General features: G+C 73.3%; 20 protein-coding genes and 2 pseudogenes. 6 read left to right on the top strand and 16 right to left on the bottom strand.

The window, feature by feature from the left end; genetic code table 11:
- Positions 1 to 28: 28 nt before the first annotated feature.
- The 3 genes and pseudogenes from AB0G79_RS23275 to AB0G79_RS23265 form a co-directional block, all read right to left on the bottom strand.
- The gene (locus tag AB0G79_RS23275) at positions 29 to 751 is read right to left on the bottom strand and encodes an HNH endonuclease family protein (RefSeq protein WP_360809544.1); all 723 of its coding nucleotides are present in this window, start codon (positions 749 to 751) and stop codon (positions 29 to 31) included.
- 130 nt (positions 752 to 881) lie between these two features.
- Positions 882 to 1,067 (bottom strand): annotated as a pseudogene (locus tag AB0G79_RS23270) (hypothetical protein); the annotation flags it as partial.
- A gap of 141 nt (positions 1,068 to 1,208) precedes the next feature.
- Positions 1,209 to 2,066 (bottom strand): hypothetical protein, encoded by an 858-nt coding sequence (locus AB0G79_RS23265; RefSeq protein WP_360809542.1) that lies wholly within the window; start codon positions 2,064 to 2,066, stop codon positions 1,209 to 1,211.
- A 124-nt stretch (positions 2,067 to 2,190) separates the two neighbouring features.
- On the opposite strand from AB0G79_RS23265, the gene AB0G79_RS23260 reads away from it, so the two are divergent.
- Positions 2,191 to 2,748: a TetR/AcrR family transcriptional regulator gene (locus AB0G79_RS23260; RefSeq protein ID WP_360809389.1), complete on the top strand. Its 558-nt coding sequence runs from the start codon at positions 2,191 to 2,193 to the stop codon at positions 2,746 to 2,748.
- A gap of 133 nt (positions 2,749 to 2,881) precedes the next feature.
- On the opposite strand, the gene mfd is transcribed toward AB0G79_RS23260, so the two are convergent.
- From mfd to AB0G79_RS23240, 4 genes are all read right to left on the bottom strand, one after another.
- The gene (gene mfd, locus AB0G79_RS23255; RefSeq protein ID WP_360809387.1) at positions 2,882 to 6,412 is read right to left on the bottom strand and encodes a transcription-repair coupling factor; all 3,531 of its coding nucleotides are present in this window, start codon (positions 6,410 to 6,412) and stop codon (positions 2,882 to 2,884) included.
- A 214-nt stretch (positions 6,413 to 6,626) separates the two neighbouring features.
- The gene (locus AB0G79_RS23250; protein ID WP_360809385.1) at positions 6,627 to 9,230 is read right to left on the bottom strand and encodes an FtsX-like permease family protein; all 2,604 of its coding nucleotides are present in this window, start codon (positions 9,228 to 9,230) and stop codon (positions 6,627 to 6,629) included.
- A complete protein-coding gene (locus AB0G79_RS23245) occupies positions 9,227 to 10,015 on the bottom strand; it encodes an ABC transporter ATP-binding protein (protein WP_360809384.1) in 789 nt (262 codons plus the stop codon). Before AB0G79_RS23245 ends, AB0G79_RS23250 begins: the two co-directional genes overlap by 4 nt.
- Positions 10,016 to 10,308: 293 nt before the next feature.
- On the bottom strand, positions 10,309 to 10,452 hold the full coding sequence (locus AB0G79_RS23240) for a hypothetical protein (protein ID WP_360809382.1): 144 nt from the start codon (positions 10,450 to 10,452) through the stop codon (positions 10,309 to 10,311).
- Between the two features lie 423 nt (positions 10,453 to 10,875).
- On the opposite strand from AB0G79_RS23240, the gene AB0G79_RS23235 reads away from it, so the two are divergent.
- Positions 10,876 to 12,327, top strand: a complete 1,452-nt coding sequence (locus tag AB0G79_RS23235) for an MFS transporter (RefSeq protein ID WP_360809540.1) — start codon at positions 10,876 to 10,878, stop codon at positions 12,325 to 12,327.
- A 23-nt stretch (positions 12,328 to 12,350) separates the two neighbouring features.
- Here the strand turns inward: AB0G79_RS23235 and AB0G79_RS23230 are convergent, their stop codons facing one another.
- The 3 genes from AB0G79_RS23230 to AB0G79_RS23220 are packed head-to-tail and all read right to left on the bottom strand — an operon-like array spanning position 12,351 to position 13,546.
- Entirely contained in the window at positions 12,351 to 12,545 is a 195-nt protein-coding gene (locus tag AB0G79_RS23230; protein WP_360809380.1) for a DUF397 domain-containing protein, read from the bottom strand.
- Between the two features lie 36 nt (positions 12,546 to 12,581).
- On the bottom strand, positions 12,582 to 12,770 hold the full coding sequence (locus AB0G79_RS23225) for a DUF397 domain-containing protein (RefSeq protein WP_360809378.1): 189 nt from the start codon (positions 12,768 to 12,770) through the stop codon (positions 12,582 to 12,584).
- Positions 12,767 to 13,546, bottom strand: a complete 780-nt coding sequence (locus AB0G79_RS23220) for a helix-turn-helix transcriptional regulator (RefSeq protein ID WP_360809538.1) — start codon at positions 13,544 to 13,546, stop codon at positions 12,767 to 12,769. The genes AB0G79_RS23225 and AB0G79_RS23220 overlap by 4 nt, the downstream gene beginning before the upstream one ends.
- Before the next feature lie 194 nt (positions 13,547 to 13,740).
- Here AB0G79_RS23220 and AB0G79_RS23215 point away from each other — a divergent pair, with 194 nt between their 5' ends.
- Positions 13,741 to 14,235 (top strand): ATP-binding protein, encoded by a 495-nt coding sequence (locus AB0G79_RS23215; RefSeq protein WP_360809376.1) that lies wholly within the window; start codon positions 13,741 to 13,743, stop codon positions 14,233 to 14,235.
- On the opposite strand, the gene AB0G79_RS23210 is transcribed toward AB0G79_RS23215, so the two are convergent.
- The gene (locus tag AB0G79_RS23210) at positions 14,222 to 15,499 is read right to left on the bottom strand and encodes an MFS transporter (protein ID WP_360809374.1); all 1,278 of its coding nucleotides are present in this window, start codon (positions 15,497 to 15,499) and stop codon (positions 14,222 to 14,224) included. The genes AB0G79_RS23215 and AB0G79_RS23210 overlap by 14 nt on opposite strands.
- A 78-nt stretch (positions 15,500 to 15,577) precedes the next feature.
- On the opposite strand from AB0G79_RS23210, the gene AB0G79_RS23205 reads away from it, so the two are divergent.
- A complete protein-coding gene (locus AB0G79_RS23205; RefSeq protein WP_360809372.1) occupies positions 15,578 to 16,489 on the top strand; it encodes an ArsR family transcriptional regulator in 912 nt (303 codons plus the stop codon).
- Here AB0G79_RS23205 and AB0G79_RS23200 read toward each other — a convergent pair.
- Positions 16,470 to 16,931 (bottom strand): hypothetical protein, encoded by a 462-nt coding sequence (locus AB0G79_RS23200; RefSeq protein ID WP_360809370.1) that lies wholly within the window; start codon positions 16,929 to 16,931, stop codon positions 16,470 to 16,472. The two genes, AB0G79_RS23205 and AB0G79_RS23200, sit on opposite strands and share 20 nt — an antisense overlap.
- A gap of 91 nt (positions 16,932 to 17,022) precedes the next feature.
- Here AB0G79_RS23200 and AB0G79_RS23195 point away from each other — a divergent pair, with 91 nt between their 5' ends.
- Positions 17,023 to 17,157, top strand: coding sequence for a hypothetical protein (locus tag AB0G79_RS23195; RefSeq protein ID WP_360809562.1), 135 nt, complete (start codon positions 17,023 to 17,025; stop codon positions 17,155 to 17,157).
- A gap of 37 nt (positions 17,158 to 17,194) precedes the next feature.
- Here the strand turns inward: AB0G79_RS23195 and AB0G79_RS23190 are convergent.
- From AB0G79_RS23190 to AB0G79_RS23175, 4 genes and pseudogenes are all read right to left on the bottom strand, one after another.
- Positions 17,195 to 17,317 (bottom strand): annotated as a pseudogene (locus AB0G79_RS23190) (VOC family protein); the annotation flags it as partial.
- A gap of 16 nt (positions 17,318 to 17,333) precedes the next feature.
- Positions 17,334 to 18,281 carry a cellulose-binding protein gene (locus AB0G79_RS23185; RefSeq protein WP_360809368.1) on the bottom strand — a complete coding sequence of 316 codons (948 nt, stop codon included), beginning with the start codon at positions 18,279 to 18,281 and terminating at the stop codon, positions 17,334 to 17,336.
- A gap of 139 nt (positions 18,282 to 18,420) precedes the next feature.
- Positions 18,421 to 21,066, bottom strand: coding sequence for an SUKH-4 family immunity protein (locus AB0G79_RS23180; RefSeq protein WP_360809366.1), 2,646 nt, complete (start codon positions 21,064 to 21,066; stop codon positions 18,421 to 18,423).
- A 7-nt stretch (positions 21,067 to 21,073) separates the two neighbouring features.
- The gene (locus tag AB0G79_RS23175; RefSeq protein WP_360809364.1) at positions 21,074 to 22,072 is read right to left on the bottom strand and encodes an SMI1/KNR4 family protein; all 999 of its coding nucleotides are present in this window, start codon (positions 22,070 to 22,072) and stop codon (positions 21,074 to 21,076) included.
- Between the two features lie 286 nt (positions 22,073 to 22,358).
- Here AB0G79_RS23175 and AB0G79_RS23170 point away from each other — a divergent pair, with 286 nt between their 5' ends.
- Positions 22,359 to 22,868 carry a YwqJ-related putative deaminase gene (locus AB0G79_RS23170; RefSeq protein ID WP_360809362.1) on the top strand — a complete coding sequence of 170 codons (510 nt, stop codon included), beginning with the start codon at positions 22,359 to 22,361 and terminating at the stop codon, positions 22,866 to 22,868.
- The last annotated feature ends 33 nt before the right edge of the window (positions 22,869 to 22,901 follow it).

Genomic DNA, 22,901 nt, shown 5'->3' with positions numbered 1-22,901 from the left:
CGCGTTTCCCCAGGTCACTGGGGCGCTGTCAGCCTTTGCACTGCTTCAGCATGATCGCCTTGTCCGGCTTCGTCACAGGCAGGTCGTACTTGAGGGCCACTTGCGCGAAGCGGACCACGTAGGCGCACCTGATCTGTTTGCTGGGCGGCAGCCAGGACGCGGGGCCGGAATCGCCCTTGGCCGAGTTGGCTCGCCCCTCCACCGGGATCAGATTCAGCACGTCGTTGGCGAACTGCCTGCGCTTGCTCTCCGACCAGCGTGAGGAGTCCATCTGCCAGCTGTAGGACAACGGCACCACGTGATCTATCTGCACCTTGGCGGCCTGCTGCTTCCGCCACTCGATGGTCGTCCCGGTGTACGGGTCGTCCAGCGTCATGGCGATCACGACGCAGTCGGAGCCGGCTCGGAAACGAAGCTTCTGGCCATCGCGACGAATGAGATCGTTTCGAGTGTCACACCCGTTCCTCGCGAGCGGCACCCCATCGGCCGTGTCCATCCATGCATAGCCGAACTTGTCGCGGTCGTAGCCCGTCTTCGGCCCCCGCCCCTTCGTGGACAGTTCCTCGATGAGCTTGCGGGCCTCGGCCCTGTCCTCCGCGGTCGTCAGGGGCGCGAGCCCTGGCTTCGTACCATCCGGGTTCTTGAGCGGGCTGACCGCCCGCCCACCGGGAGCCGGTCCGGGCCCCGCGGAGGGGCCGTCATCGCCGAGACCCTCGCATCCCGACACGAGAAGCACGCCAGCCGTCGCCACGGTCACCGCACGGAGGAAACGCACGCCACCCACCCTCTTGTGACTCATGTGCCTCTCGTTAAGCACAAATCACCATCCCCTGCATGAGCTGCGCGAATGTCTCAGCTACCCAGCGAAGCATAGAGATAACGCGGGTGCCGCAGCCGTTGCCGTCGACGTCCGCCCAGGCGCGCCCGAACTTCTCCCGGTCGTAACCGGTCTTCGGGGCGCGGCCCTTGACGGTGAGGGTGTCGACGGCGGCGAGCGCGGACCCGCCGGCGGCGGGCCGCCCGCCCGAGCCGCCGCCGGTGGTGGCCGAAGTGTCGTCCCCCGGCAGGCAGCCGGTGGCGAGCAGCAGCGCGGAGGCGGCGAGGGCCGTGGCGGTCAGGGTCTTCTTTCGGTACGTCAGATACGTCAGCACCCGAGGAATCCTAGGGTGTACTGATAAGCACCTTTCGCACCTTTGATCGCTTCTTCCTCAGATCTTGCCGATGCCGAGGGTGTTCTCGCCGGGCAGGAGGCCGGAGCCGATCGCGGCGAGCCAGGGCGCGCCGAGGAGTTCGGCGAGCCGGGCGGTGGCGTCCGAGCCGAGGACGTCCCAGGGCCCGGCGGCGAGCGCGTCGGTCCGCTCCTCGACCTCCGCGCGCAGGGCGCGGCCGGCGTCGGTGGCGGCGAGCGGCCCGGCCGCCTCCACCAGCCCGCGGGCGGCGAGCCGGGCGCGGGCGTCGGCCCACTCCCCCGCCGTCCACCCGCGGCTCTCGAAGACGGCCTCGGGTGCGGCGCCGACCGCGGCGAAGGAGACGAGCGCCTCGACCGGGTCGAGCCCGGCGGCGAGCAGTGCGGCGAGGTGTCCGTCACCCCGGTGCTCGCGCAGGACGGTGGCGGCCTGCCAGAGGGCGAGATGCGGGGCGTCGGGCCAGGGCAGGGCGGCGTTGGCGGCGGCGAGCGGCCGCCCGGCGGCGCCGACCGAGCCGGCCGCTTCGGCGGCGGTACGGGCCAGGCGGGCGGCCTCGGCGAGCTCGGCGCCCTTGACCAGGCCCTCACCGAGGACGGCACGGTAGGTCCGGTCGACGGCACGGAGCCGGGCGGCGAGGACGGCGGCGGGGGCCGCGGCGGGCGCGGGGGCCCCGGGGACGTACCGGCGGACCATCGCCGGGCTGAAGCTGTAGAAGGCCGAGGCCACCCGCTCGGGCCCGGCGGCGCCCAGCGGCGCGGAGCGCCAGGCGAAGTAGGAGGGCCAGCGTTCGGCGGTGTCGCAGCCGAGGGCGGCGGCCTCGTCGAAGGCCTCGGGGGCGTAGTAGAGCAGGGCGTGCAGGGGTTCGAGCAGGTGCCACATCTGACGTACGCGTGCGGATTCCACGGGGTGATCCTCTCGCCACGGCTCACGAACTAGTCACTGACTAGATAGTGCGCCCGGCACGGCAACTTGTCAACGACAAGATGAGGGTTAGGCTCGCCCCATGACCACCCGCCCGAAGCCGTACCACCACGGCGACCTCCGGCAGTCCGTCCTCGCCGCCGCCCTCGACGCGATCGCCGCCGACGGCCCCGCCGCGCTCAGCCTCCGCGACCTGGCCCGCCGGGCCGGCGTCTCGCACGCCGCCCCCGCCCACCACTTCGGCGACCGCACCGGCCTCCTCACCGCGATCGCCGCGCAGGGCTACGACCTCCTGGCCGAGGCCCTCGCCGGGGCGCCGGAGCTGCGCGAGCGCGGGGTGCGGTACGTGCGGTTCGCGGCGGACCACCCGGCCCACTTCCAGGTGATGTTCCAGCCGGACCTGCTCCGCGCGGACGATCCCGACCTCGTGGCGGCGAAGGCCCGCGCGTCGGCGGAACTGCGCGCCGGGGTGGCGGACCTCGCCGGCGTCCCCGACACCCGGGAGGCGGGCATCGCGGCCTGGTCCCTGGCCCACGGCTTCGCGACGCTGCTCCTCACGGGCAACGTCGACGCGGCCCTCGGCGGCCGCGCCCCGGAGGAGTACTTCCGCTCCCTGACGGGCCTGCTGTTCACGCGGTGAACCGGGGCGGTCGACGGCGGCGGCGACCCACGAGCCGACGGATCAGCGCGTCGAGCCGATCGACGCCACCGCTCTCCCCGAGCCCCCCGTCCGGCATGGGCGCGACCCTGCCGGACGGGGACCGCTTCCGGCCCTACGATCCGAGAATCGTCGTGAGGAACTCGCCCGTCCACGCGAGCAGTTCGCGCCCGACCACCGGCTTCCCGCCGATCTTCCCGCTCGTCGGCCGCGGCACCAGGATCTGGTGCGCGCCCGGCTTGATGACCGTCCGCGGGTACAGCCGCTTCAGCCGCAGTTCCTGCGATTCCCTCAACTCGACCGGCGCGAAGCGGATGTTGGAGCCCTGGAGGACGATCTCGCCCACCCCGCACGCCCGCGCCAGCATCCGCAGGCCCGCGACGAGCAGCAGGTTCTCGACCGGTTCGGGCAGCTTGCCGTAGCGGTCGGTGAGTTCCTCGCGTACCGCCCGGATGTCCTCCTCCGAGTTCGCCGAGGCGATCGCCCGGTACGCCTGGAGGCGGAGCCGCTCGCCGGGCGCGTAGTCGTGGGGCATGTGGGCGTCGACGGGCAGCTCGATCTTCACCTCCAGCGGCGCCTCTTCCTCCTCGCCGCCTTCCAGCTGGGCGCGGTAGTCCGCGACCGCCTCGCCGACCATCCGCACGTACAGGTCGAAGCCGACGCCCGCGATGTGGCCGGACTGCTCGCCGCCGAGGAGGTTGCCCGCGCCGCGGATCTCCAGGTCCTTCATGGCGACGTACATGCCCGCACCCATCTCGGTGTGCTGGGCGATCGTCGCGAGCCGCTCGTGCGCGGTCTCGGTCAGCGGCTTCTCCGGCGGGTAGAGGAAGTACGCGTACCCGCGCTCCCGCCCTCGGCCGACGCGGCCGCGCAGCTGGTGGAGCTGCGACAGACCGAAGTTGTCGCCGCGCTCGACGATCAGCGTGTTCGCGTTGGAGATGTCGATGCCGGACTCGACGATCGTCGTCGAGACGAGGACGTCGAACTTCTTCTCCCAGAAGTCGACGACGACCTGTTCGAGCGCCGACTCCGACATCTGGCCGTGGGCGGTCGCGATCCGCGCCTCGGGCACGATCTCGCGGAGCCGGGCGGCCGCCCGGTCGATCGAGTCGACCCGGTTGTGGATGTAGAACACCTGGCCCTCGCGGAGGAGTTCACGCCGCACGGCCGCGCCGATCTGCTTCTCCTCGTACGGCCCGACGAAGGTGAGGACCGGGTGCCGCTCCTCCGGCGGGGTCGTGATCGTCGACATCTCGCGGATGCCGGTGACCGCCATCTCCAGCGTGCGCGGGATCGGGGTGGCAGACATGGTCAGGACGTCGACGTTGGCCCGCAGCTTCTTCAGCTGCTCCTTGTGCTCGACGCCGAAGCGCTGCTCCTCGTCGACGATGACGAGGCCGAGGTCCTTGAACTTCGTCTCGGAGGAGAAGAGGCGGTGGGTGCCGATGACGACGTCGACCGAGCCCTCCTTGAGCCCCTCCAGGGTCGCCTTCGACTCGGTGTCGCTCTGGAAGCGGGACAGCGCCCGGACCTTCACCGGGAACTGCGAGTACCGCTCGCTGAACGTGCCGAAGTGCTGCTGCACGAGCAGCGTCGTCGGGACGAGGACGGCGACCTGCTTGCCGTCCTGGACGGCCTTGAAGGCGGCGCGGACGGCGATCTCCGTCTTGCCGTAGCCGACGTCGCCGCAGATCAGGCGGTCCATGGGAACCGTCTTCTCCATGTCCTCCTTCACCTCGGCGATGGTGGACAGCTGGTCGGGCGTCTCCGCGTACGGGAAGGCGTCCTCCAGCTCGCGCTGCCAGGGGGTGTCCGGGCCGAAGGCGTGGCCGGGCGCGGCCATGCGGGCCGAGTAGAGCTTGATCAGGTCGGCGGCGATCTCCTTGACCGCCTTCTTGGCGCGCTGCTTCGTCTTCGTCCAGTCCGCGCCGCCGAGCCGGTGCAGGGTCGGGGCCTCGCCGCCGACGTACTTGGTGACCTGCTCCAGCTGGTCGGTGGGGATGTAGAGCCGGTCGCCGGGCTGGCCGCGCTTGGCGGGGGCGTACTCGACGAGGAGGTACTCGCGGGTGGCGCCCTGGACGGTCCGCTGGACCATCTCGACGTACCGGCCGACGCCGTGCTGCTCGTGGACGATGTAGTCGCCGACCTCCAGGGTCAGCGGGTCGATCGTCTTGCGGCGCTTGGCCGGCATCCGCTGGCCGTCCTTGCCGGCCGCCTTCTGGCCGGACAGGTCGGTCTCGGTGAGGACGGCCAGCTTGAGGGCGGGGTCGACGAAGCCGTGGTCGATCGAGCCGGTGGAGACGTGGACGACGGCCGGGGAGATCTCGGCGAGGTCCGCGTCGAGGCGGGCGGGGATGCCCTCGCCGCCGAGGACCTCGACGGTGCGGGAGGCGGGGCCGTGGGCCTCGGTGACGTAGACCGTGCGCCAGCCGTCGGCGAGCCAGCCCTTGGTGTCGGCGAGGGCGCGGGCGGTGTCGCCGCGGTAGGACTCGGGGGCGTGCATGCCGAGCACCAGCGTGTCGCCCGACACGGTCTCGTCCGCCGCGAACGGCGACACGGACCACCAGGCGATGTCCAGCTCGCGCGCCCGGTCCCGGACGTCCGCGATCCCCCACAGGGAGGCCGCGCCGACGTCGATCGGGGCCTCGCCGCCGCCGGCGGTGGCGGCCCAGGACGCCTGGAGGAACTCCTGCGAGGTGGCGACGAGGTCGGCGGCCCGGGTCCGCACGCGCTCGGGGTCGCAGACGACGGCCATGGCGCCCTGGGGGAGGACGTCGAGGAGCAGCTCCATGTCGTCGACGAGGACGGGGGCGAGGGACTCCATGCCCTCGACGGCGATGCCCTCGGCGATCTTGTCGAGCAGCTCGCCCAGCTCGGGGTGCTGCTCGGCGAGGGCCGCCGCCCGCTCCCGCACGTCCTGGGTCAGCAGCAGCTCGCGGCAGGGCGGGGCCCACAGCCCGTGCTCGGCGACTTCGAGGGACCGCTGGTCGGCGACCTTGAAGTAACGGATCTCCTCGACGTCGTCGCCCCAGAACTCGATGCGGAGCGGGTGCTCCTCGGTGGGCGGGAAGACGTCGAGGATGCCGCCGCGGACGGCGAACTCGCCGCGCTTCTCGACGAGCTCGACCCGGGAGTACGCGGCTGCCGCGAGCCCCTCGACGACCTCGTCGAGGTCGGCGGTCTGCCCCGACCTCAGGGCGACGGGCTCCAGGTCCCCGAGCCCCTTGACCTGCGGCTGGAGTACGGAGCGGATGGGCGCGACGACGACGCTGACGGGCCCGGCGGCCGGGTCGTCGGCGCGCGGGTGGGCGAGCCGGCGCAGGACGGCGAGGCGGCGGCCGACGGTGTCGGAGCGGGGCGAGAGCCGCTCGTGGGGCAGGGTCTCCCAGGAGGGGTACTCGGCGACCGTGTCCGGGTCGAGGAGCGAGCGGAGCGCGGCGGCCAGGTCCTCGGCCTCCCGCCCGGTCGCGGTCACGGCGAGCACGGGCCGCCCGGAGTCCCGCGCGAGCGCGGCGAGCGCGAAGGGCCGCGCGGCGGCGGGCCCGACGAGGTCCACGTGCGGGCGGTTCCCGTCGGCGGCGGCCTTCACCGCCTCGGCGAGGGCCGTGTCCTTCACGACGACATCGAGGAGACCGTGCAGGCTCATGGACTTCCATCCCGGGTTCGGACTACGTACGGAGCTACGGGGCAACGCGAACGGCCCGACACGTCGAACGGGCCGGGGTGTCCAGCCTACGGCGTGCCACCGTCACTCGCCGGAAGGAAGGGGGCCACTCGGGAGAGTCAGGGGCGCCCCCGGGAACGCGTACGGCCCCGGCGCGCGTGCCCCGGAGCCGTACGACAGCCGTCACAGCGAAGCGCTACTCGCTCGCGATCGCGTTCAGGACGTTCATCCGGCCCGCGCGGAAGGCCGGGACCAGGGCCGCGAAGAGGCCGACGAAGGCGGAGCCGACGAAGACGGTGAGGATCGTCGGCCACGGGATGTCCAGGACGCCGAGGCCCTCCAGGGCCAGGAGCTTCTGGGCGGCCGTGCCCCAGCCCATGCCCAGGGCGAGGCCGAGGAGCGCGCCGAAGAGGGCGATCACCACCGACTCCAGGCGGATCATGCGGCGCAGCTGGCGGCGCGAGAGGCCGATGGCGCGCATGAGGCCGATCTCGCGGGTCCGCTCGACGACCGAGAGGGCCAGGGTGTTCACGACGCCGAGGACGGCGACGACGATCGCGAGGGCGAGGAGCCCGTACACGATGTTGAGGAGCTGGCCGACCTGGTCCTTCAGGGTCTCCTTGTAGTCGGCCTGGTTGCTGGCCTTGTACTGCGGGTAGGGCGCGAGCGCGTCCTTGACCGCCTGGTACGCCTCCGCCTCCTGGCCGTCCTTGGCGCCGGCGAGGATCAGCAGGCTCTGCGGGACCCGGTCGGCGGGCAGGTAGCGGGTGACGGTGGAGACGTTCGTGTACATCGCGCCCTTGTCGACCTGGCCGACGTCCGCCGTGATCGCCGCGACCTTCAGCTTCGCCGTCTCGCCGCCCTTGAAGGCGACGGTCAGGACGTCGCCGACCTTCACGCCGTGCTCGGCGGCGTAGTCGCTGCCGACGGACATCGCGTCCGTGCCGTACGCGTCGGTGAGGGTGCCGGAGGTGACCTCGCGGCGCAGGTCCTTCACGTACGAGGGGTCGGTGGCGGCCAGGTCGGCGGTCGTGGTCTTCCCGCGCGGGTCGGTGATCTTCGCGTCGACCCACTTGTACTCGGTGACGTGGTCCAGGCTCGGGACCTCCTCCAGGGCGGCCTGCGCCTGCGGGACGATCGGCTGGCCCGTACCGGACTGGACGATGAAGTCGGCGCCGACGGACCGGTCGAGCTCGTCCGTGGCGGAGGCGACCATCGAGGAGCCGACGACCGACAGGCAGGCGACGAGCGCGAGGCCGATCATCAGGGCCGCGCCGGTCGCGCCGGTGCGGCGCGGGTTGCGGAGCGCGTTGCGCTCGGCGAGGCGGCCGACGGGGCCGAAGACCCGCAGGACGACGGCGCCGAGGACGCGGACGACTCCGTCGGCGAGGAGCGGGCCGACGACGACGAAGCCGAGGAGGGTGAGGACGACGCCGACGCCGAGCCAGAGGGAGCCGGGGCCGGCCTCGGCGGCGCGGGTCGCGGCCCACAGGGCGGCGGCACCGGCGGCGGTGAGGAGGAGCCCGACGAGGCCCCGGACGCGCCCGGCCCGGCCGTCGGCGGAGGCGGGGGTGCCCGCGTCGCGCAGCGCCGCCATCGGGGAGACCTTCCCGGCCCGGCGGGCGGGGACGTACGCGGCGAGGACGGTGACGACGACGCCGAGGACGATGCCGATGAAGGGGGTCGTCCAGGCGACGGTGAGGTCGCGGGTGGAGAGCTCCATGCCCATGGAGGACATGAGCTCCATGAGCCCGATGGCGAGCCCGACGCCCGCCGCGACGCCGGCGACGGAGCCGACGACGCCGAGGAGCAGCGCCTCGACGAGGACGGAACGGTTCACCTGCCGGCGGCTGGAGCCGATGGCCCGGAGGAGGCCGATCTCGCGGGTGCGCTGGGCGACCAGCATGGAGAAGGTGTTGACGATGAGGAAGATGCCGACGAGGAAGGCGATGCCGGCGAAGCCGAGCATGGCGTACTTCATGACGTCGAGGAATCCGGCGACGTCCTCGCGGCCGGCGTCGGCGGCCTCGGCGGCGGTCTGGAGCTTGTAGTCGCCGGAGCTCGCGCCGAGGGCGGAGGCGATGTTCGCCTTGAGGGCGTCGTTGCCGGTCCCCGGCTCGGCGTCGGCCACGACGTTGGTGAACACGCCGGGCTTGCCGAGGAGTTCGCGCTGCGCGGTCGCGGTGTCGAAGTACACGACGGTGGCGCCCGGGTTGGTGACCTTGAAGTCGACGATGCCGGAGATCCGGGCGGTGAAGTCGCCGTCGACGGCGACCGTGCGCAGCTCGTCGCCGAGCTTCAGGCCGTGCTTCTCGGCGGTGGCGGCGTCCACGACGACGTCGGTGGGGCCGCGCGGCTCGTGGCCGGAGACTATCTCGACGGAGCGGAGCTCGTTGCGGTTCCAGTTCCCGGCGATGGTGGGGGCGCCGCTGGTGGGGCCGATGTTCTCGTTCTTCGCGTCGACGACGGTGACGCTCATGGAGACGACGACGCCGAGCGCGTCCCGCACGCCGTCCGCCGACTTCACCTGCTCGACGAGCGAGGCGGGGAGGGAGGCGGGGCGGCCGTTCTGCGGGATCTCGTCGTTCTCGGCGGCGTCCTTCGAACTGACGGTGACGTCCCCGGCGGTCGACGCGAAGAGCTTGTCGAACGTCGTGTTCATGGTGTCGGTGAAGACGAGGGTGCCGGAGACGAAGGCGACCGACAGGAGCACGGCGATGGCGGAGAGCGCCATTCTCCCCTTGTGGGAGAGGAAGTTGCGCAGGGACGTCTTCAGGACGGTCGACGCGGAGCCGCTCATGACGTCCGCCCGCGCACGTCGAAGTCCTTCATGCGGTCGAGGACGGCCTCGGCGGTCGGCCGCTCCATCTCGTCGACGATCCGGCCGTCGGCGAGGTAGAGGACGCGGTCGGCGTAGGAGGCGGCGACGGGGTCGTGGGTGACCATGACGATGGTCTGGCCGAGCTCGTCGACGGACTGCCGCAGGAAGCCGAGGACTTCGGCGCCGGCGCGGGAGTCCAGGTTGCCGGTCGGCTCGTCACCGAAGATGATCTCGGGCCGGGCAGCGAGGGCGCGGGCGACGGCGACGCGCTGCTGCTGGCCGCCGGAGAGCTCGGTGGGCCGGTGCTTGAGGCGTTCGGAGAGGCCGACGGTGCCGACGACGCGACGGAGCCACTCGGCGTCGGGCCTGCGCCCGGCGATGTCCATGGGGAGCGTGATGTTCTCGATCGCGTTCAGCGTCGGGAGCAGGTTGAACGCCTGGAAGATGAAGCCGATCCGGTCGCGGCGCAGCCGCGTCAGCTTCTTGTCCTTCAGCCCCGTGATCTCGACGTCCCCCAGGTGGATCTGGCCGCTGGTGACGGTGTCGAGGCCGGCGAGGCAGTGCATCAGGGTCGACTTGCCGGAGCCGGAGGGGCCCATGATCGCGGTGAACGCACCGCGCGCGATGTCGACGTCGACGGAGTCCAGCGCGACGACCCGGGTCTCCCCGCCGCCGTAGGCCTTGACGACCTGCCGCGCCCGCGCGGCGACGGCCGTCGTCCCTCCCGTACTCCCGTTCTTGGGGATGGTCACAGCCGAGGTCACGGTCTTCTCCTAGAGGCAGGGTGCGGGGTGTGCGGGGGTGGTGCGGTACGTAAGTCCCAGTTAAGGACCGGCCTCCCGCCTCCCTCGTCCTCCCTCGGGACGAACGACCCCTGGTCTGCCTACGGGGGCAGCCCCTAGGGGACGGATCCGCCGCCGGGGCAGCGCGCCGTCGCACACGCGACCGGCCCCCCTCCGCGCTCTGGCGGAAGGGGGCCGGGGAGGGTGGCGGTACGGCCGGTGCCGCCTCCTCGTGCAGGAGTGCGAACGAACGGACCGTGATGGTCGCCCTGGCGTTACGGGTGGTTGACGACGTTGCCGGCCTGGACCGTGGACTGCCCGCCCTGTCCTCCGAACGAGGACGCGGCGCCGAGCGCCAGGAAGGCGGCGGCGAACGCCACGGCGACGGCCGCGGAGACGCGCTTCTGGATGGTGTTCATGATGGTCCTCCCCCGTGTCGGCTTCCGCCGACTGCCAATGGGTCGACTGATGATCGACTTCGGTCATCGTGGCACACGTGCGGCCCCACGACCGAGGGTTTCGCCGTCCTCGGCCGCAGCCGGCGCAGACGGCCCGCCCAGCCCGAGTCCGGTGCCGTCATGACCGAGCGGCATCCCCTAGGGGTTCCCCCCTCGCCCTCCTGATGAGACCCTGTCGCTCATCATTTAGGTGTACGAAGAAAGGACCCTCCGGTGACCGAGCCGTCGACGACCCCTCCGACGGCCGACCCGGCACCCACACCCCCCGACCCGGCACCGCCCCACCCCGACCACGCCCCGGCCGAGCCGCACCCGCCGACCGCACCCGCCGGCACCGCCCCGGCCCCCGGGCCCGGCCGCCGGGGCGCGGTCTCCGCCGCCCTCATGCTCGGCATGGGCCTCGCCGCGATCGACGGCACCATCGTCTCCACCGCCGTCCCCCAGATCGTCGGCGACCTCGGCGGACTCGCCGTCTTCTCCTGGCTGTTCGCGGGCTACCTGCTCGCCGTGACCGTCACCCTCCCCGTCTACGGCAAGCTCAGCGACACCTTCGGCCGCAAGCCCGTCCTCATCGCCGGCGTCGTCCTCTTCCTCATCGGCTCGCTGCTCTGCGCCGCCGCCTGGAACATGGCCTCGCTCATCGCCTTCCGCGTCGTCCAGGGCCTCGGCGGCGGCGCGCTCCAGGGCACGATCCAGACGATCGCCGCCGACCTGTACCCGCTGAAGGAACGCCCCAAGATCCAGGCGAAGCTGTCCTCCGTCTGGGCCGCGTCCTCCGTCGCGGGACCGGCCGTCGGCGGCCTCCTCGCCGGGTACGCCGACTGGCGCTGGATCTTCCTCATCAACCTGCCCGTCGGCCTCCTCGCGCTCTGGCTGATCGGCCGACACCTCGTGGAACCCGCACGCCCGGAGCCGCGCGCCCGCCCCCGGATCGACTGGGCGGGCGCCTCCGCCGTCTTCGCGACGGGCGCGCTGCTGATCACGGCGCTCGTCCAGGGCGGAGTGGCCTGGCCCTGGCTGTCGGCACCGTCCCTCGCCCTCCTGGGCGGCGCGGCCGCCCTCGGCGTCCTCACCGTCGTCATCGAACGCCGGGCCGCGGAACCGATCATCCCCGGCTGGGTCTGGCGCCGCCGCACCATCGCCGCCGTCAACCTGTCCCTCGGCGCCCTGGGCCTGCTCATGGTCGCCCCGACGGTCTTCCTGCCGACGTACGCGCAGTCGGTCCTGGGCCTCGGCCCGATAGCCGCCGGCTTCGTCCTGTCGACGTGGACGGTCAGCTGGCCGGTGACGGCGGCGCTCTCCAACCGCCTCTACACCCGTATCGGCTTCCGCCTCACGGCCGTCCTCGGCATCTCGATCGCGCTGGTCCTGCTGCTCGCGTTCCCGTTCCTCCCCTACCCCGGGGAGCCCTGGCAGCCGGCCCTGCTCATGTTCGTCCTCGGCGGGGCGCTCGGCATCTTCCAACTCCCGCTGATCGTCGGGGTGCAGTCCACCGTCCCGTACGAGGAGCGCGGGGTCACGACCGCGTCCGTCCTGTTCTGCCGCCAGGTCGGCCAGAGCGTGGGCGCGGCGCTCTTCGGCATGGTCGCGAACATGACCCTGGCGTCCCGCCTGGGCGAGAACACCGACCTGGACACCCTGTCCCGCGCCCTGGACGCCCCCGAGTCCCTCACGGCCGAGACCCTGGACCTCCTGCGACGCGCGGTCGACGCGGCGGTGGACTACGTCTACCTCGGCGCGGCGATCGCGGCGGCGCTGGCCCTCCTGGCCCTGGTGACGCTGGCGCCCCGCCGCTTCCCGGTCCTCAAGGAAGCGGCGGGGGAAGACGCCGACTGAGCGTGTACAGCCGAGGCCTGTACCTACTCCGCCGAGACGGCGGCGAGACCGACGAACCCGGCCCAGGCGTGGGGGCTGACGCGGAGACCGGGGCGGGTGACGTCCTTGGAGTCACGGACGTGCACGGACCCCGCACCCGCTGCAACCTCGATGCACTGGCCGCCCTCGCCGCCGCTGTAGCTGCTCTTGAACCAGGCCAGGGATTCCGTGCTGTTCATAGCTCTCCTCAGGACGTCTCGACGGCTACGCCGGTACTACTTTCCCGAGGCGAGGCCCACGAACCCGGACCAGGCGTCGGGGCTGACGCGGAGACCGGGGCGGGTGACGTCCTTGGAGTCACGAATGTGCACGGTCCCCGTACCCGCCGCGACCTCGACGCACGCGCCACCCTCGGCGTCGCTGTAGCTGCTCTTGAACCATGCGAGAGATTCCGTGCTGTTCATAGCTCTCCTAGCAACTTCTCGATGAACCTGAGCGACTCTCGCGCACTGAGAGCCTGTGACCGGATGATTCCATAGCGGGCACCCGCGACAACGGTCCGCTCGGGCTCGGTCACCAACGAGCTGGTGCCCTGGGCCTCCACGTACAGGAACTTCTTCCCGTCCTTACGCGTGAGGACTATGAACGGGCCACCCAGACCCGCATTGTCCTCGCACTCGGTCGGCATGACCTGGATCTCGACGTTCCGCCGCTGCCCCATCAGCAGCAAGTGCTTCAACTGCCCGCGAAGGACCTCCGTCCCGCCATACCGGTGCCGGAGCACCGCCTCGTCCATGACGAAGCTCAGGAACGGGGTGGGGCGCCGGTCGAAGATGTCCTGCCGGGCCAGTCGGGCCGTCACCCGCTGTTCGACCGTCTCCTCGTCCAGCAGCGGACGTCGCATGGCCAGGAGCGCTCGGGTGTACTCCTCTGTCTGGAGGAGGCCGTTGACGACCAAGGCGTCGTACGCCAGGAGCTCCATCGCCTCCTTCTCCAGCTGCGCCATCCCCCGGAAGAACGCCGGATACTGCGCCTTCTCCAGCGGCTCCTTCCACTCCTTCAGCAGCCCTCCCGCGTCCACCGCGCTGTCCGCGCCGTCGACCGCCTTCGGTGGCGGGATCCGCCGTCCCTGCTCGAAGGAGGCGATCGTCGACGCCGAGTAGCCGAGTCGCTTCCCCAGCGTCTCCCGGTCCATCCCCGCCCGCGTCCGCAGCGTCTTCAGACTTCGCCCGAACGACATCGCCACACTCTGGTCCGACCTGTCCGCCGCCCGGCCCGACTCGTCCTCGGGCTCGTGCCCCACCACCGCGTCGACCTGCTCGTCCGCCATCGCGCCCCGCCTCTCGTACCGGCACCGACACCCGACGTACACCCACATCGTCGTCAGTGCGTCACCACTGGTCACGCTACGCCACCAAGAGGAATCTCGGAGGCATGACGACGAACAACGGGAACCCCGTCCGCACCACCCAACACCCCACCCTCTCCCCTTACTTGATCAGCAAGCTCTTCAGCCTCCGCTTCACGTCCACACCCCGTGGCGCCCGCCTCGCCCGCCGTCTCGTCGCCGTCCGGCTGGACGAGTGGGGGGTCCCGTACGGGACGAGGGCGCACGACGCCGTCACCCTCGTCGCGGCCGAGCTCGCCGCGAACGCGGTGCGGCACGGGCACGTGCCGGGGCGGGACTTCCAGCTGCTGCTGCGGGTGACGGACGGGCCGCCGGCGGTCGCGCGGGTGGAGGTGACCGACACCCGGGCAGAGCGCGTTCCGCCCCGGCCCGGGCGACTCCCCGGGCCGGACCCGGGCGCGGAACCCGCAGAGGGCGGCAGGGGGTTGTTGCTCGTCGACGGGCTGGCGGACCGCTGGGGCTGGTGTCCGAGACTGGGAGCGCCGGGGAAGACGGTGTGGGCGGAGATCACCCTCGCGTAGCGGGATCGACCGGAGCGCCGCCTCGCCGCCGAGCCCGCAGCGCCACGAGCAACAGCGGTATCACCGCGAGGAGTTCCCCCGCCCCGCCCGTCCACAGGGCGGTGCGGACCCCGGCGTACTCGCCGAGCAGGCCGCCCGCCAGGGCGCCCAGGGGCATGCAGCCCCAGACGACGAAGCGGACCGTGGCCGTGACGCGGCCGAGGAGGGGGGCGGGGGTGACGCGCTGGCGGAGGGCTACCGAGGTGATCTTGAAGGTCATGAAGGCGGTCCAGCCGAGGCCCTGGAGCACGCAGGCGAGCGCGTAGCGCCAGTCGGCGTGGAAGAACGGCAGCGCCGCCAGCCACAGGGCGCCGCTGACGACCACCGAGGCGCACATCGCGCGGGTCTGGCCGAGGCGGGCGACGGCGCGGGTGGTGAGGAGGCTGCCGAGGAGGCCGCCGAGGGCCTCCGCCGTGAAGACGAGGCCGCAGAGGAACGGGGACATGCCCAGCTCGCCGGCCAGGAGCACGAGGAGCATGGACGCGCCGATGGTGCCGCAGAGGTTCGAGATCGCGGCCGTGAGGGTGAGCGCGCGCAGGAGGCGGTCGCCGAAGACGAACCGCAGGCCCTCGGCGACCTCGTCGCGGAGGCGCGCGCCGGGTGCGCGGACCGGCTTGGGGTCGGGGCGGCGGATGCGGGAGAGGAAGAGCGCGGAGACGAGGAAACTGACCGCGTCGACGGCGAGCGCGACCGGCGCCGTCACCGCCGCGATCAGCGCGCCCCCGACGCCGGGTCCGGCCGCGGCCGTGACGGTACGGGAGGACTCCAGGGCCACGTTGGCCGCGACCAGGCGGTCCGCGTCCACGAGCCGGGGCAGTTGGCTCTGGTAGGCGATGTCGAAGAAGGCCGTCAGGACGGAGAGGCCGAAGCCGACGGCGTACAGCTGGGGCAGGGTCAGGACGTCGAGCCAGGCCGCGACGGGCAGCGTCGCGAGGAGGGCCGCGCGGCCGAGGTCGCCCGCGATCATGACGCGGCGGCCGCGCATCCGGTCCACCCAGGCCCCGGCGGGCAGGCCGAGGAGCAGGAAGCCGAGGTACTCGCACATCACCAGCAGGCCCGCCTCGAACGGCGAGGCCCCGAGCGGGCCGATCGCGACCAGCGGGAGGGCGAGGACGGTGACGGCGGTGCCGGCCTGGCTGACGGTGTCGCCGATCCAGAGGCGGCGGAAGTCGGGCAGGCGGAGGACGTGGGGCGGACGGGTGCGGTCGGGTGCGAGCGTGGTCATGTCGGGGAACCTCACCAGCCGCCGTCCCCGCCCACCAATGTTTTAGCCTGGGCTAAAAGCTCGTGGGGAGGGGCGGTCGTGGGATCGGTACGGTTCGGGGTCGACGACCTGGCGCAGCTGAGGTTCGCGGTGTCGCCGCTCCTGGAGGCGGTCGCGGCCCTGCGCGCGACGACCGACCCCGGCGGTCACGCTCTCCATCTCCCGTGGATCAAGCGAGCGTTGACCGTCGGCGAGGAGCGTACGACCCTGGTGCCGCACCTGGCGGAGCTCGCTGCCCGCCTGCCTCCCCCGCGCTGCCCGCTCGCCGAGATCGAGGAGGAACTACCGCTGCTCGACGGACCGGCCCCGCTCGACGGGCCGTCGGAGCTCGCGGGGGCGGTGCTGGCGTGGTGGCGGGTCGGGTTGCGGCCGTACTGGGCCCGCGTCAGGGCCGTACTGGAGGCCGATCTCGCCTACCGGACCCGCCAGTTGGCGGAGGACGGCATCCAGGAGGTCTTCGCGCACCTGCACCCCGGCCTGCGGTGGGCGGACGACCGGCTGACGTGGGCCGGGGGCACGGCGGCGGACCGGCTCGTGCTCGACGGGCGGGGGATCACGCTCACGCCGAGCGTGTTCGGCGCACGCCCCGCCCTGGTGCCGGGGCGGGGCGCCACCCCGCCGTGCCTCGTCTATCCGGCGCGCGGGACCGGCACCCTGTGGGAGCGGTCCGCCGAGCCCGGCGACGGGCTCGCCCGGCTGCTCGGGCGCAGCAGGGCCGGGCTCCTGGGCCGTACGAGCACCCCGGCGACGACCACGGCCCTCGCCGAGCAGACCGGCCTGACGCCCGGCGCGGTCTCGCAGCACCTCGCCGTGCTCCGCGAGACGGGCCTCGTCACCGGCCACCGGTACCGGCGCGAGGTCTACTACCGGGCGAGCGAGCTCGGCCTCGCGCTGCTCGGGAAGGGCCCCGCCGAGGGACCCGCCGAGAGGTCTACGGGATCTTCGTCATGACGCAGTGGGGGTCCTGGTTGTCCTCGTCGCCGACGGGGGTCCAGAACTTCAGGACGTCGCCGTCCCGGAGGGCGTTGAGATGGCCCACCACGTCGTCGCCGACGGAGCTCTTGGCGTGGAACTCCAGCCAGAGGGCGGTGCCGCGCTTGCCGTACTCGGCCCGCCACTTGCCCTTCCCCGAACGGGGTTCCGTCCACTCGCCCGCCCCGACGCCCCACCAGTTGCCGCAGATGTCCTCGGCGACGAACGTCCGGTTCGGACCGAGCGTGATGCGGCCGCCCTCGGTGTCCACCCAGGTGCCCGCGACGTCGGCCGGCCTCATGGGGGTGCCCTCGCCCTCCGGCGGCGGCCGGGGCACCATCCAGGCGGCGCAGGACGTGAGCGAGAGCGCCAGGACGACGGCGGCGCAGAGGACCGGGACGGTCCGGCGGGAGTGGGGCACGGGCCGACAGCCTGGCACAGGGGCGCGCTCAACCTTTCCCGGGGTCCCGGAGTCTGAGGGGACGGAAGCAGGCCGGAGAGAGAGGGTCGCCGTGGAAGAGGTCGTCGCCGGTGCCGTGAAGTGGGCGGCTCGCGGAGTGGTGGTCACCGTCCAGTGTCTCGACGTCGTCGTCGAGCTCCTCCTCGCGCGCGGGGACTCCTCCCGGAAGAAACGGCGGCGCCGCTAGGACAGGCCCTGGGCCGGCGGCCGGAGGCCCCCGGTCCCCGGGTCAGCCCCGCGAACTCGCCGTCCGACCTCTCGTGGAGCGGGAGCCCCGTGGCCCGGTGGTAGAACTCCGCCAGGGCCAGGGGATCGGCGCAGTCGAGGGTGACCGCCGTCAGTCGCATCAGCACGGCCCGGAGGCTAGCTGGCGGAGTCCGCGCCGTCCTCCGGCTTTTCCGTGGAGTCCTCGGAGGCCCCGGCCCCGGGCGCGGGCTTCGGCTCCGGTGCCGGCTGCGGGCGGCCCGTCAGAGCCGCCAGGGAGTAGCGGATGTGCTCCATGTGCGCGTGTATCTCCTCGCGCGCCTCCTCGTGCTCCCGCAGGACCCGCTCCGTCTCGCGCTCGATGCGCTCGGCCTTCATGCGGGCCTCGGCGAGGATCTCCTCCGCCTTCGCCTCCGCGTCCTCCTGGCCGTGCCGGGCCTGCTCCTCGGTCTCCGCGAGGGCCCGCTGCGCCTCCGCGCGCTTCTCCTCGGCGTACGCGTCGAGCTCCTCGTGACGGGCGTCGAGCTCGGCGGCCTTCGCCTGGGCCGTGCGCTCGGCCTCCTCCCGTACGGCCGTCTGCTCGGCCTCCTGGTCGGCGACGAGCTTCCGCGCGCGGGCCTCGGTCGCCTCGAAGACCTCCTGCGCCTTGGCGCGCTCCCGCTGCGCGTCGCGGGCCGCCTCCTTCGCCAGGGCCTCGGAGCGTTCGCGGGCGGCCGTCAGGGTCGCGCGGGCCGCCGACTTGGAGGACGTACGGACGCCTTCGGCGTAGGCGCGGGCCGACTCCTTGGCCTCGCGGGCCGCCGCCTCGGCGGCCTCCGCGAGCGCCTGTGCGTCCGCCTCCGCCGCGCGGACGAGGGTCTCGTCCTCCTGCTCGGCCATCTCCAGGATCTTGCGGGCACGGTCGCTGAGGTTCTCGTACCGCTGCGGCGGCAGCGCCTCGACGGCCTCCCGCAGGCGGACCGCCTCGGCGGCCATGTCCTTCGCGAGGACGGTCAGCCGGGCCGCCCGCTCCCACAGCCCGTCCCGTTCCTCGGAGAGCGCGGCGAGGTAGCGGTCGACCTGCTCGGGGCGGTACCCGCGTCCCCGTCCGACTGCGAAATTCGACATCCCTGACGCCCCTTCCCTATGGCCTCAAACGTCAAGGATGCGCCATCAGAACGGACAAAAGGCGCCCAACATGGACCCATGTCGAGCGCCTTTCGTCACATTCCGTCGGTCTGCGCCTACGGAACGATCTCCGGTCTCCCTACAGGAGGCCGTCCCACATCTGCTCCAGCAGGACCGACCACCAGTTCTCCGGCGACGACAGCGCCGCCGGGTCCAGCATCGCCAACTGGGCCTGGAAGTCGACCGTCCAGCGGCCCGCCTGCTCGGGGTTGAGCCCGAACCGCAGCCGCCACATGCGGCCGAGCAGCGCCATCGAGCGCGTGAACTCCGGCAGCCCCGTGTTCACGAACTGCGGCGGCACCGGCTGGCCGCCGGGACCCGCCTCCACCGGCACCGCCACGATGTGCGCCGTGCCGTACTGGACGCAGATCGCCCGCCCGAAGTCCGAACCGAGCACGAGGTACGAGCTCGCGTCCGGCGCCGCCGCGACCTGCCGCTGCGCCGCCAGCTCCGCCAGCGTCGGCACCACCGGCATCGCCGGCTGCGCCCAGAAGAACGGCCCGAAGTCCGCCGGGAGCCCCGCCCAGACCAGCGTCCGCGCGACGATCTCCGGCACGCCCTGACGGGACACCGCGTTCTGGTCGAAGCGCAGCACGCCCGGCCCGAACGCCCCGGCCAGCTCCTGCGCCACCATCTCCGGCGGCACCGGCGGCGCGGGCTGCACCTGCGGCAGCGGAGCCCGTACCGGCGCCGGACGCGCCGGACCGTCCGCGACCTGGTGCAACTCGCCCTGGTGGGTGAGCAGTTGCCGCATGCCCTGCTGTCGGCCCGCGTGATCACGGCCGTACGGGGCGATGCTCGTGATCCGCGCCTGCGGCCACGTCTCGCGGATCATCCGCGCGCAGTAACCACCGGGCAGCTCGCAGGACTCCAGCTCCGTGTGGAGTTCGAGCACCTGCTGCGGCGGCACGTTCAGCGCGCGCAGCTCGTGCAGGATCTGCCACTCCGGGTGCGGCGTGCCCGGCGCCGAACGCCGGATGATCTGCGCCTCCGAACCGTCGGGCGCGCGGTAGCGCAGCACCGCCTGGTAGCCGGGGCCGACCATCGGCTGGCCCACCGGCGCCTGCGGATACCCGTACGCCGGGGGGACCGGGCCGGGCGGCACGGGGCCGGGAGCCGCCGGCGCCCCCGGAGGACCGGGCGGCGGCGGGACCGCCGGACCGCCGGGACCCGGGACCTGACCCGGGTGCGCCAGCATCGTCGCCGCGTGCGCGATCCCGCCCGGAGGCGTACCCGCACCGGGCACGCCCGGCGGCGGGGGCGGCGGCGGAGGCGCGCCGGGACCGGCCGCCTGGCCCGGGTGCGCCAGCATCGTCGCGGCCTGGTGCACCGGCTGCGGCGGGGTCGGCGGACCGGGAGGCGCGGGCGCGCCCGGAGGCTGTACGCCCTCCGGGCCGAGCTGCGACACCAGCTGCGTCGGTACGTACGCGGGCGCGCCGCCCGGCACACCCGGCGCACCGGGCGGCGGAGGCGGCGACACGGGCCCGCGCGCGCCCTTCGGCGGCACCGCGGCCTTGCTCGTCGCGGCGTCCGCGATGTCCCCGGCACCCGGCACGGCGGGCGCGGGCGGCGGGGGCGGGGGCGCGGGAGCGCCGGCGGCGGCAGCGGCCGGAGCCACCGGCGGCGCCTGCGGGACCTGCGCACCCGGCGGCGGGGGCGCGGCCGGGTCGAGGCGCGGGGACACGGCGGTCGGCGGCAGCGCGCTGCCGCCCTTCATGAGCGCGGTCGGCGCGTCGGCCCCGACCAGCGGCGCCGGGGTGTCCTCGTCGTCCGTCCCCGACAGCGGCGGCGCGAAGACCGTCGCGGGCAGCGGAACAGCACCGTCCGCACCACCGGCACTGGCGTTGGCATCGGCCCAGGGGCTCGCGGGAGCGACGGGGGCGGGCGGCGCGGGCTCGGGAGCGGGCTCGGGCGCCGCGACCGGAGCGGGGGCGGGCCCGGGAGCGGCCTCGGCGGCGGGAGCCGGAACCGGAGCCGGCGGGACAGGCGGGGCGGGCGGGGCCGCGGGGGCGGCCGGGGCAGCCGTGGCCTGAGCCGGAACCGGAGCCGGCGGGACAGGCGGGGCGGGCGGGGCGGGCGGGGCGGCCGGGGCAGCCGTGGCCTGAGCCGGAACCGGCGCGGCAGGCGCCCCCGGCGCGGCAACCGGGCCCGACTCCTTCGGCACCCCGTCCATCGCCGTCGGCACGTACGCGTCGGCCACCGCGTCGGCGGGCGCGTCCTCGGCCGACACCCCCGTCGGCGCCGGCGCGGGCGCGGGCGCGGGCGCCACACCCGGCACCGTGTCCGACGCGTCGTCCACCAGGCCGGCCGACGAACTGCCGCCCTCCTGGGAGGCATTGGGGCCCTGCGGCAGGCCGATGCGGTCCGCCGCGTCCTGGAGCCACTCCGGCGGGCTCAGCAGGAACGACGTCTGGTTCAGGTCGACCCGCGCCGGCTGCGCCGCCGCGGGGGCCGGAGCCGCGTCCTGGGAGCCGTACTCCTCCTCGTACCGGCGGATCACCTCACCCACCGGCAGGCCCGGCCACAGCGTCGCCTCGCCGGAGTCCCGCGCGATGACGAGCCGCTGCCGGCCGCCGTCCGAGATCGGGCCGCCCTCGCGGTCCTCCGCCCAGACGACGAAACCCAGCTCGAACTCCCGAACCCGCACCTCGCGGTGCTGGTACGCCGGCAGGTCGCCGTTGATCCATTCCTCGGCGCGCTCCTGCGCCTGCGCGAACGTCACCACAGCCAGTTCACTCCCCTACCGGGACCACGGGCACGGCGCGCGCGAAGCCGCCGTCCACCATCAGGTTCGCCACCGTCTCCAGCTCCGGCGGATTGCCGGCGAGACGCTGGAGGAACGCGTCGAAGTCGGCGCCGCACGGCAGCAGCAGCCGCTCCACGCGCTCGGCCGTCGTCCAGCCGGCCGCCACCTCGCCGGAGTCCCGCGCGTCGTCGTACGCGCAGAACCACACCGTGCCGACCGCCTCACCCCGCACCTTCACCGCGATCAGACCGCCCTGGACGAACGCGACGCCCAGGTAGTCCTTGGTGAGGTGATCGCGCAGACACTTGTTGACGTAGACGAGGTCGTTGACCCCCGCCTCCTCCCGCACCGTGAAGAAGGGCTGGTCGACCAGGATGCCCAGCTCCGCGTCGAGCGCGGCGCCGACCGGCGCGCAGCCGCCCGCCGCCTTCAGGAAGGAGCGGTACGCGCCCGGAAGGCGGTAGCCGAGGTCCTCCTCGACACCCTGGAGCTGGAGCTCGGAGACCGACACGGCCCCCTTCGGCAGACCGAAGTGCGCGGGACGGGTCTCCTGGAGCGGGCGCGTGCCGCGCTTCGCGTGGTCGACGGCGGCCGTCGCCACCCCGCCGTGGTGGCGGAGCAGCGCCTTCACCTCGACCGGGACCAGCTCCATGCGGCGCGAGCGCGCCACGTGGTGCCAGGTCCAGCCGTGCGGGGTCGCCACCGACGGGATCGTGTCCCACAGCTCGTGGCCGGTGGACGCCATCGCCGCGTTCGCGGAGACGTAGTCCGTGAGGCGCAGCTCGTCGACGCCGAAGCCCTCCGGCGGATCGGCGATCTCGGCCGCCGCGCGCGCGTACGGCGAGAAGTCCGGGTGGCCGTGCTCGTCGATCCGCACCCCACGGGGGTGGCGGGCGGCGCGGACCGGGTCCGGGAAGTGCACGACCTGCCCGGCGTAGGCCGCGTTCGGTGGCGCGGTGTCCTGACCGAGCCGACCTGTCGTCATGGCGGTTGCCCCCTGAACTGGCGTCGCTGCCTCTGCTCCTGCGGATCTCGCGGATCCACTCCGCTTCTCGCGGATCCGCCCCAGCCTAAGCGCTGCCACAAGCGGCGGAACGGCCCCGGTCCACGCCCCCGGCAGACGGTGACCAAGTGTCACGACGTCATGACAGTTGCACCATGGTTCCGACACACCGGAGCCGTCCGACACGGCCCCAGCTTCCCCATATGGCTCCCTATTTGGCAGGCTGTCCACGCAACTCGGGGGATTGCAGGAGGGGAAGACCAGCACCATGCACGCAGCACCGACACCCACGCAGGGTGATCCACGCCTCAACTGGAGCAGCACCGAGGCCACCCGCGCGCCCTCACTGCACCACCGCCGCGACGGCATCCTCCCCACCGTCGGAGCCGCGCTCTCCGTCCGCGGCGAGACGCTCACGTGCACGGCGGGCCGCGGCGACCGGCCGCCGCTCCTGCACGCCCTCGTCCAGGACTTCCTGGACACCCTCACCAGCGGACAGCGGGAACGCTTCACCGGGCGGTGCCCCGAGGCGATCCTGCTCTCCCGGCACCTCACCGCCACCGAGAACGGCCGCTCCAAGCGCGCCCAGCGCAAGCCGCTCACCCCCGGCGAGGCCCGCCGCTCCCTCAAGCACGCCAAGCTCACCGCCCGGCGCATCCGCGAGGACGGCGACCCGCTGCACGGCAGCTACGCGGCGCCCTGCCGCTCCTGCGCGGCGATGCTCGCCCACTTCGGTGTCCGCACCGTCGACCCCACGGACTCCGCCGAGAACGGCTGACCGCCCCCGCACGGCCGACCACCCGAGAACGGC

This window comes from Streptomyces sp. NPDC020807, from assembly GCF_040641575.1.
In the GTDB taxonomy this organism is placed as follows: domain Bacteria; phylum Actinomycetota; class Actinomycetes; order Streptomycetales; family Streptomycetaceae; genus Streptomyces.
This window is presented reverse-complemented; position numbering and strand designations above follow the sequence as displayed.

Bases quoted from the DNA above. Each gene is read 5' to 3' on its own strand.
- AB0G79_RS23265 (WP_360809542.1), bottom strand. From the start codon at position 2,066: ATGTGGCACCTGCTCGAACCCCTGCACGCCCTGCTCTACTACGCCCCC.
- AB0G79_RS23260 (WP_360809389.1), top strand. From the start codon at position 2,191: ATGACCACCCGCCCGAAGCCGTACCACCACGGCGACCTCCGGCAGTCC.
- mfd (WP_360809387.1), bottom strand. From the start codon at position 6,412: ATGAGCCTGCACGGTCTCCTCGATGTCGTCGTGAAGGACACGGCCCTC.
- AB0G79_RS23250 (WP_360809385.1), bottom strand. From the start codon at position 9,230: ATGAGCGGCTCCGCGTCGACCGTCCTGAAGACGTCCCTGCGCAACTTC.
- AB0G79_RS23240 (WP_360809382.1), bottom strand. From the start codon at position 10,452: ATGAACACCATCCAGAAGCGCGTCTCCGCGGCCGTCGCCGTGGCGTTC.
- AB0G79_RS23235 (WP_360809540.1), top strand. From the start codon at position 10,876: ATGCTCGGCATGGGCCTCGCCGCGATCGACGGCACCATCGTCTCCACC.
- AB0G79_RS23230 (WP_360809380.1), bottom strand. From the start codon at position 12,545: ATGAACAGCACGGAATCCCTGGCCTGGTTCAAGAGCAGCTACAGCGGC.
- AB0G79_RS23225 (WP_360809378.1), bottom strand. From the start codon at position 12,770: ATGAACAGCACGGAATCTCTCGCATGGTTCAAGAGCAGCTACAGCGAC.
- AB0G79_RS23220 (WP_360809538.1), bottom strand. From the start codon at position 13,546: ATGTCGTTCGGGCGAAGTCTGAAGACGCTGCGGACGCGGGCGGGGATG.
- AB0G79_RS23215 (WP_360809376.1), top strand. From the start codon at position 13,741: ATGACGACGAACAACGGGAACCCCGTCCGCACCACCCAACACCCCACC.
- AB0G79_RS23210 (WP_360809374.1), bottom strand. From the start codon at position 15,499: ATGACCACGCTCGCACCCGACCGCACCCGTCCGCCCCACGTCCTCCGC.
- AB0G79_RS23185 (WP_360809368.1), bottom strand. From the start codon at position 18,281: ATGTCGAATTTCGCAGTCGGACGGGGACGCGGGTACCGCCCCGAGCAG.
- AB0G79_RS23175 (WP_360809364.1), bottom strand. From the start codon at position 22,072: ATGACGACAGGTCGGCTCGGTCAGGACACCGCGCCACCGAACGCGGCC.
- AB0G79_RS23170 (WP_360809362.1), top strand. From the start codon at position 22,359: ATGCACGCAGCACCGACACCCACGCAGGGTGATCCACGCCTCAACTGG.